This window comes from Parablautia muri, assembly GCF_009917485.1.
GTDB lineage: Bacteria > Bacillota > Clostridia > Lachnospirales > Lachnospiraceae > Suilimivivens > Suilimivivens muri.
Genome location: NZ_QZDT01000007.1, coordinates 60,338 through 75,314, shown reverse-complemented (window position 1 = coordinate 75,314; position 14,977 = coordinate 60,338). Strand labels below are relative to the sequence as shown.

The 14,977-nt window shown below is 44.8% G+C and carries 12 protein-coding genes; 1 reads left to right on the top strand and 11 read right to left on the bottom strand.

From position 1 onward, the window contains the following. Positions 1–48 precede the first annotated feature (48 nt). Both D5281_RS06700 and D5281_RS06695 read right to left on the bottom strand, forming a co-directional pair. The gene (locus D5281_RS06700) at positions 49–2,229 is read right to left on the bottom strand and encodes a hypothetical protein (RefSeq protein ID WP_160559397.1); all 2,181 of its coding nucleotides are present in this window, start codon (positions 2,227–2,229) and stop codon (positions 49–51) included. 249 nt (positions 2,230–2,478) lie between these two features. Further along, the gene (locus tag D5281_RS06695) at positions 2,479–3,183 is read right to left on the bottom strand and encodes a hypothetical protein (RefSeq protein ID WP_160559396.1); all 705 of its coding nucleotides are present in this window, start codon (positions 3,181–3,183) and stop codon (positions 2,479–2,481) included. A gap of 378 nt (positions 3,184–3,561) precedes the next feature. Between D5281_RS06695 and D5281_RS06690 the strand changes: the two genes are divergently transcribed. Next, positions 3,562–4,383, top strand: a complete 822-nt coding sequence (locus D5281_RS06690; protein ID WP_160559395.1) for a Nif3-like dinuclear metal center hexameric protein — start codon at positions 3,562–3,564, stop codon at positions 4,381–4,383. Between the two features lie 137 nt (positions 4,384–4,520). Here the strand turns inward: D5281_RS06690 and D5281_RS06685 are convergent, their stop codons facing one another. The 9 genes from D5281_RS06685 to D5281_RS06645 form a co-directional block, all read right to left on the bottom strand. Continuing rightward, entirely contained in the window at positions 4,521–5,918 is a 1,398-nt protein-coding gene (locus D5281_RS06685; protein WP_160559394.1) for a subtype B tannase, read from the bottom strand. A gap of 79 nt (positions 5,919–5,997) precedes the next feature. Beyond that, positions 5,998–6,375 carry a prenylated flavin chaperone LpdD gene (gene lpdD, locus D5281_RS06680; RefSeq protein ID WP_160559393.1) on the bottom strand — a complete coding sequence of 126 codons (378 nt, stop codon included), beginning with the start codon at positions 6,373–6,375 and terminating at the stop codon, positions 5,998–6,000. Continuing rightward, positions 6,360–6,932 carry a UbiX family flavin prenyltransferase gene (locus D5281_RS06675; protein WP_160559392.1) on the bottom strand — a complete coding sequence of 191 codons (573 nt, stop codon included), beginning with the start codon at positions 6,930–6,932 and terminating at the stop codon, positions 6,360–6,362. Before D5281_RS06675 ends, lpdD begins: the two co-directional genes overlap by 16 nt. 125 nt (positions 6,933–7,057) lie before the next feature. Then, positions 7,058–8,530 (bottom strand): UbiD family decarboxylase, encoded by a 1,473-nt coding sequence (locus D5281_RS06670; RefSeq protein WP_160559391.1) that lies wholly within the window; start codon positions 8,528–8,530, stop codon positions 7,058–7,060. A gap of 83 nt (positions 8,531–8,613) precedes the next feature. Beyond that, positions 8,614–9,597 carry an ABC transporter permease gene (locus D5281_RS06665; RefSeq protein WP_160559390.1) on the bottom strand — a complete coding sequence of 328 codons (984 nt, stop codon included), beginning with the start codon at positions 9,595–9,597 and terminating at the stop codon, positions 8,614–8,616. A 98-nt stretch (positions 9,598–9,695) separates the two neighbouring features. After that, a complete protein-coding gene (locus D5281_RS06660) occupies positions 9,696–11,180 on the bottom strand; it encodes a sugar ABC transporter ATP-binding protein (protein ID WP_160559389.1) in 1,485 nt (494 codons plus the stop codon). Positions 11,181–11,410: 230 nt separating this feature from the next. After that, the gene (locus D5281_RS06655; RefSeq protein ID WP_160559388.1) at positions 11,411–12,553 is read right to left on the bottom strand and encodes a sugar ABC transporter substrate-binding protein; all 1,143 of its coding nucleotides are present in this window, start codon (positions 12,551–12,553) and stop codon (positions 11,411–11,413) included. 81 nt (positions 12,554–12,634) lie between these two features. Beyond that, on the bottom strand, positions 12,635–13,966 hold the full coding sequence (locus D5281_RS06650) for a hypothetical protein (RefSeq protein WP_160559387.1): 1,332 nt from the start codon (positions 13,964–13,966) through the stop codon (positions 12,635–12,637). 22 nt (positions 13,967–13,988) lie between these two features. Further along, positions 13,989–14,930: a sensor histidine kinase gene (locus D5281_RS06645; protein WP_160559386.1), complete on the bottom strand. Its 942-nt coding sequence runs from the start codon at positions 14,928–14,930 to the stop codon at positions 13,989–13,991. Between the last annotated feature and the right edge of the window lie 47 nt (positions 14,931–14,977).

Here is a 14,977-nt window from a genome sequence, read left to right as displayed (position 1 = left end):
CTCCAATCCCGTTTACAATCACTTTTTCTTGCGAAAAACACAATTTGTTTACGTAATTTCCCGGAGTATCACCTCAGTTTCCAAATGGCAGTCCGTCCGTATCACCTTGCGGCTCTCCTTCCCGGAAATAAAATAACCACAAATATGGAAATCGTAAAGCCCGTCTTCATACAAAATATAAGTGATATTTCCGTATTCTGTTTTATCAACCCACAAACAGAAAGGAATTACTCCGTTCTCATCTGATCCTGTCATATCATAAATCTGCTGAGTCAAGTCTTCCTCTTTCGCAGAAAAAGACAGGTGATCCACCGTATAATAATTTGTAGTCTGCCAAAGAGATACATTATATTCCTCTACCTCTCCATCATTATCGATATCACAGCTTCTTGTATAATCACCATCCGCCTTTTCCTCCTCCGCGCTCCCACAGGGAACTTTATCGCCGCCCTGGTACCTGGCAGCCAATTCCTCCAATGTATTTTTAAGGCTCTCATATTGGCCCTCATCTTCGCAGACGGTTCGGATGTCCCGGGCATTTGCTCCTTCCTTGGTGGTAATGGCAAGCCATACGCCGCCCTGGTATTTACCCTTTTCATAACACTCCAGCGAGATTCCATCCACTTCCTTTTTGGTAAAGTCCCAGGTGGTTTTGACCAGATAATTTTTCCCCTGCCAGTTGATAAAGGCAAATTCCTCCTTTAGCTCCGATTGACAGTCCGTAAGCTCATAGCTGCCGTCTTCTTTTCCGGCGTAAAGGGAATAATACACTGCCCCCAGGCTGCCCCCAAGATATTTGCACAGAAAAATATCCTTAATCCCATCGTTATCCACATCTGCCTCTAGCCATATCCCATCGCCCTGGTAGGTAGTGGCAATTTCCAGCACGTCATTTTTTATGTCAATATTATCATCCGCCAGTTCTACAATTTCCTCCATATTCATTTCCCGGTCCTCCACAAGTGCAAGCATAGCCTCCTTAAGCTGGTCCTTATCTTCAAGCAGATATCCGGAAATATAATCGGTCAGCTCTTTCGGTATCAGGCTGCCTCCCTTCCTGGCTTCTTCCTGCCGCCACGTTTCCCAGAAGGATGGGTATTGCTGCAGCATCTGCTCCCCCGGCACATAGACAAAGGCGCCGCTCTCCTCATCCCACAGATATCCCTCAAACCTTTCCGTCTGCTCAAAATCCAGCGGTTCATTGGAATCAAAAAACCAGCCGCAGCATAAAAAGTCTTCATATCCATCTCCATTAATGTCCGCCCTTTTCAGCTGATTTGGATAAAACGCCGCCTCCTGCACGGACACCGGATTTTCATAATCGTCTATACGGTATACAGACATTTCATTCGAATCAGACTGTACCGTCATAAGCAGAGAATGACTTGATGCTTTACCGTCATCCATATTAAATGGAAAGTAATATTCCATTCCCGTAAAATTATTTTTATAACGCTCTGCAATATAAGTTTCATTGTCTGTCCATACCATTTCTTCATCCAGCATCTTCCAGAAGGATTCCACATCATTGTCATAGGCCGTAACCGTGCTATCGCCCTCCTGCACATAAAACAGCTCCTTGCTCCCAGCTTCATTTTCTGAAAAAAGGAAATATTCTCTTTGCCGGATACGGCTGTTTTCCCCATAAAACCAACAGCCTTTTATGTCGCTTGTTTTTTCGGAACCTTTTACACCATATAGCACCGAATCAGGGAAATGCTCTTTCAGCTGGACTGCCAGCTGCAGCGTTAGCTCCGGCATCTGCTTTATTTCATAAGAGGTAATAAGGATTTCGTGCTCATACATGCTGCTGTGTCCCTTAATTTGCTCCTCCGAAGTACTGCTGCTTTTCCCTTCATACTTTGTATGCATGTCCATAATCACACACTGCGTAACACCTTCCTTAGACACCCTCTGTTCCATCTCCCAGCCCGCTGGAAGGATCAGCATCATGCTCCCGATTACAACAACCCTGTTATTTTCCCATTCCTGCTCATTGATATCTAAATCAATTGGGGTAAGCATAAGACTGCCCGCCGGCACACCATAAGCTGTACTGCCGGTTTCCACTTCCACTTCATTTTGCACCCCTGCAGGTTCTTGCTCCTTGTTTTCATATTGTTCCAAATCTTCTGGTTCTTGCATAGTGCACCCTAATAACATACTGCTGATAATTGCAGCTATGGACATTTTATTTATTTGCCTCGCACCCCATTTTAGAATTTTCATTTTTACACCCCCACATATGGCAAGCTTTGCTTGCCATACTGCTACCAATAGAAAGTTTGGAAGTTTACTTCCAAACTTACACCCCCTGTATACCGCCACAAGCCATCCCCGCCAGCAACCCGCAAATTCAGGTTTGATAAACTTTCTTAACTGTGCTCAGCATTATCATATAAAAATGATGCATCATAATACCATCATTCTTGTATCATTTCTGCATCATTTTTTCAATAGCTTTCTTAAATTTTAATACTACTTCCGGGAAATTTTTTCATTTACAGTTTCCTCTAACACCTTTCTCTGTCTGTGTTCGTGTGCAATTTCCTCCTGAATTTCATCCATTCTCCTAAAGATATCCGCAATTGTCTCCTGTTCATTTTCTGCCCCCGGATGCCCGGACTCCTGCTTCCGTGACTCAATATCCTTACGGAACAACATCTTAAAAATCACACGAACAGCAGGTTGTATAAAAAATAATTGTGTAAAGTATGCAAATGGAAAGTTTAAGCACACCAGCTTTAACCAGTTCGCAAGTAATGTAAAAATATGAAACTCCCCATAATATGGATAATACAACCAGGCTGCAATAAAGCTCATAGCCGGACACATAAGGCCCACTGTAGCGCATATAATCGCCGTCTCAAATATCATTGGATGATTCTTAGCAGGATTAAATACCCTGCACGCTAACTGAAAGGACAATGGGCTTCCCATAAAATTTTCCAGTGCATAGGCCAGACAAAATTCTATTAAGATACATGCCCATATTGGCAAATATGTACCGCACATATACACGCCGCCCTGTTTGTTTAGCGCTGCAATCACGCTGTTTGTTCCATTGATTTGCATCAGCACATTTCCGTTTACCACATATAAACTGTAAAAGACATATGCATGGACCGTAATTACAACTGTAATAAACGCAAATACTAATCTCTGAAATTGATTTCTTGGCATTTTTTCTCCTCCCATTTCTTCACTGCTTTTTGCGCAAAAAAATACACATATTATGCAAACACGCCTAATCAAAAATGTTCCGTCATCAGATTTACGTGCCTAGCACAACATGTGTCATCATTTTGAAATTACCTTGAGAAGAATATCATAAATTTTTTCTTAAAGTCAAGTTATTTTTTCTCACAGACGAATCACAATTTGAATGAAAATCTATCACAAATTGTTGCACATCCTGTTCTGCAAACTATAAAAATTTTAACATAAGGAAGTAAATCATAGGAAAAACGCCCTGTATTTAGAGAAAAAGGTTCTTTTTTATGTTACAATTTTGTTTAAAGTAAATCTTTCAATCTATTAAATTTAGGAAAGGACAGCATTATGGGAAAATGGACAGTTCAACAGGTAATTGACAAAATTCTACTGGATATGTGCGGCGGCCCCAAAGTAAGCCCCACCTGCGACATCATTTCAATCGGAAGCCCTGATGCCCAGGTTACCGGAGTAGCTACTACCTTTATGGCTACCTTTGATGTAATCAAAGAAGCCCTCAGCCAAGGGATAAATTTCATTATCACCCACGAGCCCACATGGTTTAACGGAACGGACCAGACTGATTGGTGTGAAAACGACAGCATCTATCTTGCCAAGAAAAACTATTTAGAACAGCATGGCGTAACCGTCTGGCGCTTACACGACCATATGCATATGGGCTCCGGGACTGATTATATCTATGAAGGATTAATGGAGGAATTAGGATGGCATAACTATTTACAAAAGGATGAACCCCAGCCATGGATTTATGAAATTCCCAAAACCACACTCCGTAGTTTAGCGGATGAATTTAAAAAAATATTTCGTATGAATACCATTCAGATTATCGGTTCACCGGATATGGAGGTACAAAGAGTCGGCATTTTGGTAGGCGGAGGCAGCCTGGGACTTGGGGTTGAAGTGATGCCTATGCAGGTGATAGAACGGAACCGTCTGGATTTAATGGTGGTCGGGGACATTACGGAATGGACCATCTGCGCTTACATAAACGATGCTTACCAGATGGGCTTTCGTAAGGGAATGCTTACACTAGGCCATGAGCGCAGTGAGGAATTTGGTATGAAGTATCTGGAAAAATGGCTGAAGGAAAGGTTTACGGATTTCCCGATTCGCTTTATTGATGCAAAGGAACCTTTTCAATATTTATAAGTATATAAACCTGTCATACAAAAACAGCCTGAAAACGCACCAAAATATCACGCCTTTAAACGTGAGTAGTTTGGTGCGTTTTTTAAATATATTGTCCATTCATTCCATCTTGCAACACCCAAAGAAGGTTTAACAGCTTATTTGCAGATAGCGTCAATCCAGGCAAACAATTCCTCCAAATCGTAATCCCCTGCATGAGGCGTATCCCAAGGAGAATGGTAGTCCACCTCAAAACCGCAGTTTCGCAGTTTCAAAGTAAGCATAGCTGAAATGGCAAGGGAGGTATCCCTGTCCCGTTCCCCGTGTCTGATTCTAAAATGTTTTGCCTTAGCAGCCCCTTGGTCCTCAACATAGTACATAGGATTCATCATCTTAATTGCCATTTCATCTGCCATATCACCGCCGGCAAGGCTGTTTTCCTTGCTGTATTTTGTAAAATGACGGCAATTTGTCGCAGCATCCCCAAACAGGTCGTTTTCCGGGCTGTCCATTGTCAAATCGTCAAACGCCGGCGCAGTTTTCATTCTCGTAATATCCTTAACATACGCAGTAAAATCCATGTCCACAGCCTTTCCATTTTCTATCGCCAGCCATTTCTTTTCCGACAAATCCTTGCCCTCATCCAGCGCTTTTTGTGCGGAATGAAGCACCAGCTCCTTTATGTATTCCTTAAAGGTGCCTTCCCCCTTTTCGTCAAGGGTCAGCATCTTCCCTTCCGCATCTTGGAGTTTTAAGCTGTTTACATAAGCCGGAAAAAGCTCCGCTTCTTCCCTTGAAGCCTTGATTTGTACCTCATTCATTACCCCATCTACCGGTGTAAAGGAAGGCCGGCCTCCCTCACTCATCTGCATATTCATCCTGTGATAATCATTGACTCCCTGGAATTGCCATTCATAAGCCATGTCCGCATGGTCAAGATTGATAATCGGGCAATAGCAGGATGCACCAAAAATATCATCTCTTTCCTTTGCCGCTCCAAGTGCTTCCAGATACGGCTCATAATCAGCATGATTACCGGTTGTCCCCATAAGAGAAGAAAGCGCCCCGCCTGCGCTGGTTCCGTTTGTGATGATTTTGTCTTCATCTCCCGGAAGCTCCTTGGCAAAGTGACGCAGATACCGCACCGCCGCCTTGTAATCCACAATGCAGGCCGGTGCCTTTCCATTATAAAATCCCTTTTCATCCTTCTGCACCCGTCCCCTGATGGCGGGAACCGCTACCACATACCCATGGGCAAGCGCACGGAAAATCGTGTTCACTTTATCCGTTTCAAATTTACTCAGGCCTGGTTGTTCTAAATCTCCCGGCATGTATCCGCCTACCTGATTGGGCATGAAAACAGGAGCGGTCTTAAGCCTATATCCATTCACTTCACCGCCCTCATAATAAATCTCAGGTGCAAAAATATGCATCTGCTGAAAAGCTATGTTTACCGGCTTTTCCACATAAACCAAATTAAAAAACGCCCGGTACCGAATCGTTTCATTTTCCAGTGTCAATTCCTTTACTTCATAGTTGTTTTTATCAAATTTCATTTCTATAACCATGCTCCTTTCTCAACGTGCGGATTTGTGCGCTCAAGCACAAATTTGCGGTTGAAAGAATGCAATTCTTTCAACCTTCTACCTCCTGCATACCGCAAGCCTCAGCCATATCCTTTACCGTGCTAAGCACTTCTTCCATTTGCTCTTTCGTAATATGATCCACATGAACCCCGCCGGTGCAGACCGTCACCGCATTTTTTCTTTTCGCTATTTCCTCCGCCAAATATCTACATATGGTTTCATCCTTATGTCCTGTCAGATTCAGAACAGAAGATGTAACGCTGGTTTTCCCACTACCTGTCAAAGAAGGCCTTGGAACCGCAAGAACTGCGCATCCCACATGAGGCTTTTCCCCTCCTGTTAACAATAAATGCCAATCCTCTCCCACCTCTGTTATTTTCAATGTAAGCTCCCCAAAGGAAAGTGATTTCTTTATAGTCCGTTCCATCTTCGGTACTCCTTAGGCTCAATTCCAAAAGGTTCTAACAGCTTCGCTGCCATATGATAGACCATATCCCCAATCTCCTTCGGATGATGATAAAAGGTCATCATCAGCGGGACAATCCACACCCCGGGCAGCTTAGAAAGCTCATAAAGGTTTCGCAGATGAATGGAGCTCAGCGGTGTTTCCCTTACCCCAAGCACAAGCGTCCTATGCTCCTTAAGCGTAACATCCGCTGCCCGCAAAAGCAAATTGTCCGTATAACCACTGTAAATCCCGGCTGCAGTTTTCATGCTGCAGGGCACAATCAACATTCCTTCCGTCTGAAAGGTTCCGCTGGCAGGCAATGCGCCTATCTCGCCCGGAGAAAAAACATAATCCGCATACCCTTCATACGTCTCCTGCTGCTTTCCCATCTCATGGGCAAGGGTCAGCCCGGCATTGTCGCTCATAATCAGACAGGACGCAAAATCCGTCTCATCAGAAATGATTTTAAGACATGCCTCCAAAACCGGAAATCCGCTGGCCCCCGCAGCTCCCACGATAATCCTTTTTCTTTCCATGATACTCCCTTATCATCTGATGCCTTGCATCCATTTATTTGTTTCTTTCCTACCAATTCCTTATACCTGATGCTTTATTGTAAAGCTTCCGTATCAATTTTTGTAGCATTCAACTTATCCATATTTTACAGAAACTCTGCCCACTTCTCTGCATCCACTTCCATAAACGCAGCCCGCTTAAACCGCTCCTTCTGGTCAAAGGGAACCGTACAGTCGAAGATGGCTTTGCAGGCAACTCCTCTGGCCCTGATATGGCCGGAATATTCCGGCCCATTAGAAGGGTCAAGCGGATGACACTGTACCCCCGGTATCGGAATCATATCAATATCCGCCTGGAATCTCGTGGTCATAGCCCACATCACATCCTTCATATCAAAGCAATCCACATCCTCGTCCACAAGAAAAACATGCTTTAACTCCGCAAATGCGCTAAACGCTAAAAGCGCGGCCTGTCTATGCCTTCCTTCATCTGAGGGAACTGATTTTTTAAACTGCATAACCGCAATATATTTTCCCCCTCCCGAGGATGCGCAGTAAACGTTTAAAAGCTTTCCCGGCATAGCCTTTTCTACCATCCCAAGAATACTTGCCTCCGTGGGAATCCCCGCCATAGACACGTGCTCCTCACTGGGCCCAATGCAGGTTTGCATAATAGGGTTCTTACGCGTTGTCACCGCCTTTACCTTAATTACCGGAAGCTCCTTATTTGCCGGTCCACAGTACCCCGGAAATTCCGGCATCGCCTTCCCTGTGTTAGAATTTTGGTCCTCACGCACCCTTACATTGGGGAGAAGCTCTCCCTCTATCACATACTCCGCATTGGCAATTGCCTTTTCATCAATCGTCAGACACTTAACCAGTTCCACCGGTTTTTTACGGATCGCCCCGGCTATCTGTAATTCATCAAACCCCAGGGGCGTAGTCGGCGGTTCAAAGCAAGAGGCAATCTCAATCGCCGGGTCCACCCCTATGCTAACCGAAATGGGCAGAGCCTTTCCCGCTGCTTCCGCCTTCTGTCTAAAATAATCAATATGACGCACCCCTGGCTGTAAAAAGATAGAAATTTCATCCTTCGACTGCAAACACATCCTGTGAATCGTTACATCCGATTCCCCCGTCTCCGGATTCGATGCGTAGCACATCCCCAGCGTAATATACGGCCCTGCATCCTCCGGCGTATTGGTTGGCGCAGGCAAAAGCTTCCGAATATCAAATCCTTCCTCATCTGCCAAATGCACAACCTCCTGGCACTTTGCCCTCTCGTTTGGAATCACGATTGGCGGAATGGGATTTTTCACACTGTCCTTTAGCAAAAACCCAAGCCTCTTAGGATCGCAGTCAAGCAGCATGCCTACCCTCTCTCTGCTGGCAAGAAGCCCAATGGCCACCTTGGCCTGCGGATGTCCCTTAACATTATGAAAAACCATGGCGGGCCCTTCCTTCGTGGGCCTTACCACTGTGCCTCCGGCTCCCACATGGCGATAAACACCGGAAATCTCAGCCATCGGATCAACCTCAACGGCTGTCTCTATAAGCTGCCCTTCCTTTCCCTTTAAAAATTCCAGGGCACTTCTTAAATCCTCAATCCCATTTTTCATACTATCCTCCATGCTTCCAACAGCCCTTAAATTTGGGCGTAAGCACAAATTTGTTGTGTGCATGATCCCGCTTTGCAGCAGCTTTACTCTGCTCTTGCTTCCTTCCGCTTATTGGCTGCAATCGCCCTGCGTTTAATCTGGAACGCATCAAACCACATCACCAGCAACATAATTGAGCCCTTCGCAATATACTGATAATAAGTATTAAGCCCCGCCAGCTGCATTCCGTTGGCCAAAAGTCCCATAATCAAAACACCCGCAATACAGTTGGCAATCTTTCCATCCCCGCCGCGGACGGACACGCCGCCCACCAGAACGCCTGTCATAATCGTAATTTCCGTTCCGGCCGCCGTGCTTGCCGCAGCCGCTCCAACTCTGGAAGTCAAAATAAGCGCCCCAAGGCCACAGAAAAATCCGGCCACACAGCCAATAACATATTTCATTTTTTTTACATTAATTCCCGCCAGCCGTGCCGCCGCCTCATTTCCGCCAAGTGCAAAGACATAACGCCCAAAGTAAGTACGGCTCATAACAAAGCTCATCACCACGCCAAACACAATCATGATAATCGTAGCCCATGTCAAGCTGGGATGTAAAATTGTCCCCTGCCCCAAAACCTTAAAGGAATCCGGCAGACCGGAAATCGTCTTGGAGTTGGTAATTACGTACGCAATTCCCTGGTAAACAGTACTCAAACCGATGGAAATGAAAATTCTCGGCAGCTGCAGAAGCTGTTCCAATAAAGTTCCAAGTGCACCAAAAAGAACACTAATTGCAATCGTAATCAAGAATGCCAGCAAAATAGGCATGCCCCACTGCGTTACCAAAAGAGCGCAGATAACGCCGCAAATACTCATCTGATACCCCACCGCCATATCCAGGCCGCCGGACATCATAATCAGCGCAATTCCATATGTGCTGATGATAATATAGGCGTTTTGGTTTAAAATATTCAATATATTTGTAACCGTAAAAAAGTTCCTGCTGGTAAAAGAAAAAATGATACAGATAAACACCAGCAGCACCCATGCCAGATTTCTTCTACCAAAATCAATTATTTTTGCCATATAAGTCCTCCATCCTGCCCGCCACCTGCAAACTGTATGCATACGATTGATACAAAATGCATGATGCGTCAGGCACAAATCTGTTAAAATCCTGTAACTTACGCTATTCCGGATGCAAGCTCAAGAACCCTGTTCTGACTAAATGCATCTTTTTCAAGCGTCCCGCTGACTTTCCCCTCATGCAGTACCACAATCCGGTCACTCATCCCAAGCAGCTCCTCCATCTCCGAGGATATCATCAAAATAGATTTTCCTTCCTCCACAAGCCGGTTCATCAGCTTATAGATTTCCTGCTTTGCCCCCACATCAATCCCTCTTGTGGGTTCATCAAAAATCAAAATGTCATTATCTGCCGCCAGCACCTTTGCTACCACCACCTTTTGCTGATTCCCACCGGATAAATTCTTTACCTCCTGTTTTACGCTGGGCGTTTTGATTGCCAGTGTTTCCACATATGTATTAGTAAGCCTGTCAGCCTCCTTAAAGTTCACAATCCCAAACTTGCTGATTCTGCGCATACTCATAATGGGAATATTCCACTCAATGGTGTAGTTTAAGAACACCCCTTCCAGCTTCCGGTCTTCCGGCACAAGTCCAATACCCATTTCCACACCGTCCGCTGCTGAAGCCGCCTTCATCTGTCTTCCCTTAATGATAATCTCGCCGCTCTCCGGCTTCACATCTCCGCAGAGCATTTTAGCAAGCTCCGTCCTTCCTGCGCCTACCAGTCCGGCCAGACCTAAAATTTCTCCTTTTTTCAGGAAAAGATTCACATGGAAATCGCCGTTTCCGGTAAGGTCCTTTACCTTTAGCACCGGTTCTCCAAAGGTCACATTTCGTTCAGGGAATTTCTCTGTCAGTTCCCTGCCAATCATGTATTTAATTAAGTCTTTCTTGGTAATATCCGCAACATTCCTTGTGACAACATACTGCCCGTCCCGAAATACCGTAACCCGATCGCACAGCTCAAACAGCTCCTCCAAGCGATGGCTGATATAGATAACCGACACGCCCTTTTCCTTGAGCCTTCTGACAATGCGGAACATATTCTGAACCTCCGCCATTGGGATAGACGCCGATGGCTCATCCATAATCAGCACCTTACAGTTTTTCACAACTGCCTTTGCAATCTCCACAATCTGCATCTGCGCCGTGGAAAGCATCTGCACCTGTGTATGTACGTCTATTTCCACCCCCAGGTCCGTCATGATTTCTTCGGCCCTTGTTTTCATCTCTTTAAAATCCGGCATTATCTTATTGCCGCCCACCTTATCCCCGAGAAAAATATTTTCCATGATACTTAAGGACGGGACAAGATTCAATTCCTGATATACCACCCCGATACCTGCTTCTTTTGCCACGGAAGGGTTCAGGTTATCATATGCCTTTCCGTCAATGATAATCATGCCGCTGTCTGGCGCAATTGCTCCGGCAATGGTTTTAATTACCGTAGACTTTCCCGCTCCGTTCTCGCCAATCAGCGCAAGGATTTCTCCCTTTTCCACATCAAAAGAAACGTTATCTAAAGCCACCACACCAGGATATGTTTTGGTCACATTTTTTACTTCCAGCACCTTTGCCATAAATACCCTGCCTTTCTGTTATGAAAAGGGCTGTTATAAAATGCAATGATTTTACAACAGTCCCTTTTTAATCCATCAGTGTAATATCTCAATTACATCCTTCCCAACATGCCGCTTCGCGGCACAGGCAACACATATATTATTTCAGAAGAATCGCAAAGCGATTCTTCGAAAGATGACTTAGATTTTCTTAGACGGCGTTTTTTGACGCCTTAGAAAATCTTCATCTTTTATTCTGGGAAATACTCTGAAATGGTTTCCGGCGTAATCATAATACATTCCTCTGAATAAACCTTGTCTTTTACTCTGTCAGACCAGGTTCCGTCCATCAGGTTATAGCATGTCATAGGTGTTCCTTCGCCAAGCATTACTGTACCGCGCAGAACAGAAGTCCCATCTGCAGATTCCTTTACCTTATTCCTGATAAATTCAGCCGTATCTACCGTAAATACCGCGAATTCCTCACTGTTGATAGAAGAATCCTTCATAACAGCCTCATTTGCTCCCTGTCCCTGGTCTGTACCGTAGGTCAGAATAACCTTAAGGTCAGGGTTATTCATCAGCATCATTTCCGCGTAGGTCTGGCCTGCTGCCGCACCTTCCGCCTGTGTTGTCTCATGCTCCTCAACAATCACCGCCTTGGATGTAAAGTTTTCGATTTCACGGAGCCCGTCACATCTTGCGACAGCATCCTCATTTTCAGAGTTGGTCAAAAGGCCTACTTCAATAGAGCCATCCTCCGCATCCGGGAATGTAGCCTCAATCCACTCTGCAGCCATCTTTGCTTCCGTAACACCAGACTCATTCTGGCTGATACTGATACATACGTCATAAGCATCCTGATTGTCTAAAACCGTACCGATTACAATGATAAATGCGCCGTCCTCCCTTGCCTTAATCAGGGAATCACTGATAGAGGATGCATCCACTACGAAGCAGATTATGTAATCCATACCCATAGATACAAAGTTTTCCACTGTCTGAATCTGTGTCTGCGCATTGCCGTTTGCATCCGCTACACTGTATTCCATGCCGTGCTCTGTAAAATATGCTTCCATCTGGTTGGACATATCGGTAAAGAATTCTGATGACATCATGAGTGCAGAAAATCCTACCTTTTTCCCGCTAAGGTCAGCTCCGCCTGCTGCATGCTCTACAGCATCAGCTGCCGCGTCAGCCGCATCTCCAGCTTCACTATCAGCTGGCTCCTGGTCCTGTGCTTCCTGGGCATCTCCTTCGTCTGCCGGTTCCTCGTCCTGGGCCTCATCTGTTCCACTGGAAGCTCCTGCCTGTGTTCCGGCAGAATTACCGCAGGCCATAAGGCTGAGCGTGAGTCCAAAGGCCAACAATACAGCAACTATCTTTCTCGTCATTTTTCTTTCCTCCCTTTCGTTGTTTTAAATGGTATTTAAACTATACCGTTTTTTCGTTTCCATGAAAGGTGGAAAAAAATATCATAAGGTGTCTATTTTTGCACTTCTTCCATCCTGTGTTTGTAGGATGACTTTACAATCCAGCATCATACTTTCCAATGTCTTAGAAAAATAAACTACCTTTATCTTTCTTTTTACAAGACTCGTCAAATAACCGCGCAGCTCCTCTACCTGCGCAAGGCCCACATCATAATAGGGAAATTCAAGAAAAATAATAGAAGGACGCAGTATAACAAATCTTTCAATAGAAAGAATTTTTCTCTGCAATCCTGTTAGATTTCGGATATCTGTCTCCTTTTTAGAAATTTGTTGGGCATCATAATAAACCTCCTCTATTTTCCGCTGTATTCTGCGATTCACAAAGGGACTTTTGCCATAATTAACCCTTTTTAACGCTCCAATCGTCAGATTCTGTCCTATGGTAAGCTCCTCAAAAAGCAGCTCCTGACTGTTTCCCGGAACAACCGCCGTGCCATTAAAATATCCTATCCCTTCCTTCGGCAGCTCTCCTCCCAGCAATTCATCCCATATCTCAGGGTTGTTTTCCCTAAGACAGCACAAATATTCCCAGAAACTATACTGGGTATCCCATTCATAGTCGTAAAGACCTATAAAATTCCGTTCCAGCACTCCCGTCTGCCCCTGCCGTGCAATAAAACTGCCATACTTCAGCTGCTGGAAAACCGCCTCCGGAATTTCCCCGCTCCATTCCTTTACCGCCCGTCCCAGATACAACAGTTGGATACGGCTGGCGTATTCTGCAAGAACAGAATAATTGCAGGACAAAATTAAAACAGCAACCCCTTCCTTGCTCATTTTCCATATCATATCGCCAAGCTCTGCGGCCTGCCTTCCCTCCACAACTTCCCTGTTCAGATTGACTACAACCACCTTTGCTTCCAAAAGCTTTGCCCGAACCAGGCCAAGCTTTCTCCCCTCTATTTTGCTCAGCTCCAAAAGAGAAGCCTCCGCATCTAAAGAAATACCCTCCCCATCAAAAATTTCCTGAATTTGTCTGACCATCTTCTTTTTGGAAAAAAGGTAATAAAAAGGCTTCATGGGAGAAAGGGCCTTTGCTACGGTTCCGTTTCCTTCATAATTGTTTTTCAGCGAAGCCTCATAAATGCCCTGACTGGCGGCATAGGAAGAAGTATAATTTCCAACGCTCTTTTCATTTACGAAAATCAGTCCTGAATCCGGCCTCCTGTTTCCGACTACCACATCGCACAGACAGTCCGGCGATTTGTCATAAACGCACTGTATATATATGATTTCTCCCTGATAAATGCTGAGATTGTAATCCTCCAACCAGTAATCACATTTGATTTTTTCCACCCGAAACAGTTCTTTCATGCCAATTCCCCGCCTTTATTTTTCAAACAATCCGTTCTTCATATCTGGCTCTTGCGAAGTCATCTACAACAGGTATCAAAATCTCCACATCCGTTCCCATATTTTCCATAGAGCGATACCTGATACCATATTCCTCCCCAAAGGTCATTTTGATGCGGGCATTTACATTGGAAACGGCAATCCCACTGTGATTTTTTCTCTTTTTCCCTGAAAGCAGCATCTTATCCATCTGCCGGTTCAGCTTATCCAGCTGCTCCACATCCATTCCAACTCCGTTATCCGACACGGTGAGCACTACCTTCTTTTCTGTGGCAATACACCGGATTTTTAAAAGCCCTTTCCTGTTTACCTTCTCAAGCCCGTGAATCATTGCGTTTTCCACAAGGGGCTGCAGGGTCATTCTTGGAATATAATACTCATAAACCTCCCCGCTTTCTATCTCAATTACCATGTCAAAGCGGTCCTCAAAACGATATTTTTGAATATAATAATAATCTTCAATATGACTGATTTCCTCCCGCAGCTTCACAAGGCTCTCATCACAGCTGATACAGTAACGGAAAAACCTGGAAAGCACCTCTGTCATAGACGCAATCTCGCGATTTCCGTCAAGAAGGGCGCGTCCTCTGATGCTGTCCAGGGTATTGTAAAGAAAATGGGGGTTAATCTGGCTCTGCAAGGTATAAAGCTCCACCCTCTTTTTCATAACTTCCAGTTTCTGATTTTCATCCTCCTCCCAATAAACATTCTTTCGTTTCTCCGTATTTTTCCTTTTGTTTTCCGCTATCAGAAATCGCATGATATTTTTCTGCTGGTATGCCAAAATAAGAATAGCACCCTGCCCTGCCAAAGCTGCCAGGAAAAGGATTTTGGTCAAAAGCAGCTCCGGTGCCAAACATAAGCCAACGCCCCCGCAAAGTATTAATATGACTTCCATACAGGATAAAACAATTACTGCTTTCATGCCAGTCCTCCATTCTTGCCAGCAGCCCTCAAATTTGGGCGTTAAGC

What these genes read in the sequence shown, in the direction of transcription:
- D5281_RS06700 (WP_160559397.1), bottom strand. Translation starts at nt 2,229, where the DNA reads ATGAAAATTCTAAAATGGGGTGCGAGGCAAATAAATAAAATGTCCATA.
- D5281_RS06695 (WP_160559396.1), bottom strand. Translation starts at nt 3,183, where the DNA reads ATGCCAAGAAATCAATTTCAGAGATTAGTATTTGCGTTTATTACAGTT.
- D5281_RS06690 (WP_160559395.1), top strand. Translation starts at nt 3,562, where the DNA reads ATGGGAAAATGGACAGTTCAACAGGTAATTGACAAAATTCTACTGGAT.
- D5281_RS06685 (WP_160559394.1), bottom strand. Translation starts at nt 5,918, where the DNA reads ATGAAATTTGATAAAAACAACTATGAAGTAAAGGAATTGACACTGGAA.
- lpdD (WP_160559393.1), bottom strand. Translation starts at nt 6,375, where the DNA reads ATGGAACGGACTATAAAGAAATCACTTTCCTTTGGGGAGCTTACATTG.
- D5281_RS06675 (WP_160559392.1), bottom strand. Translation starts at nt 6,932, where the DNA reads ATGGAAAGAAAAAGGATTATCGTGGGAGCTGCGGGGGCCAGCGGATTT.
- D5281_RS06670 (WP_160559391.1), bottom strand. Translation starts at nt 8,530, where the DNA reads ATGAAAAATGGGATTGAGGATTTAAGAAGTGCCCTGGAATTTTTAAAG.
- D5281_RS06665 (WP_160559390.1), bottom strand. Translation starts at nt 9,597, where the DNA reads ATGGCAAAAATAATTGATTTTGGTAGAAGAAATCTGGCATGGGTGCTG.
- D5281_RS06660 (WP_160559389.1), bottom strand. Translation starts at nt 11,180, where the DNA reads ATGGCAAAGGTGCTGGAAGTAAAAAATGTGACCAAAACATATCCTGGT.
- D5281_RS06655 (WP_160559388.1), bottom strand. Translation starts at nt 12,553, where the DNA reads ATGACGAGAAAGATAGTTGCTGTATTGTTGGCCTTTGGACTCACGCTC.
- D5281_RS06650 (WP_160559387.1), bottom strand. Translation starts at nt 13,966, where the DNA reads ATGAAAGAACTGTTTCGGGTGGAAAAAATCAAATGTGATTACTGGTTG.
- D5281_RS06645 (WP_160559386.1), bottom strand. Translation starts at nt 14,930, where the DNA reads ATGAAAGCAGTAATTGTTTTATCCTGTATGGAAGTCATATTAATACTT.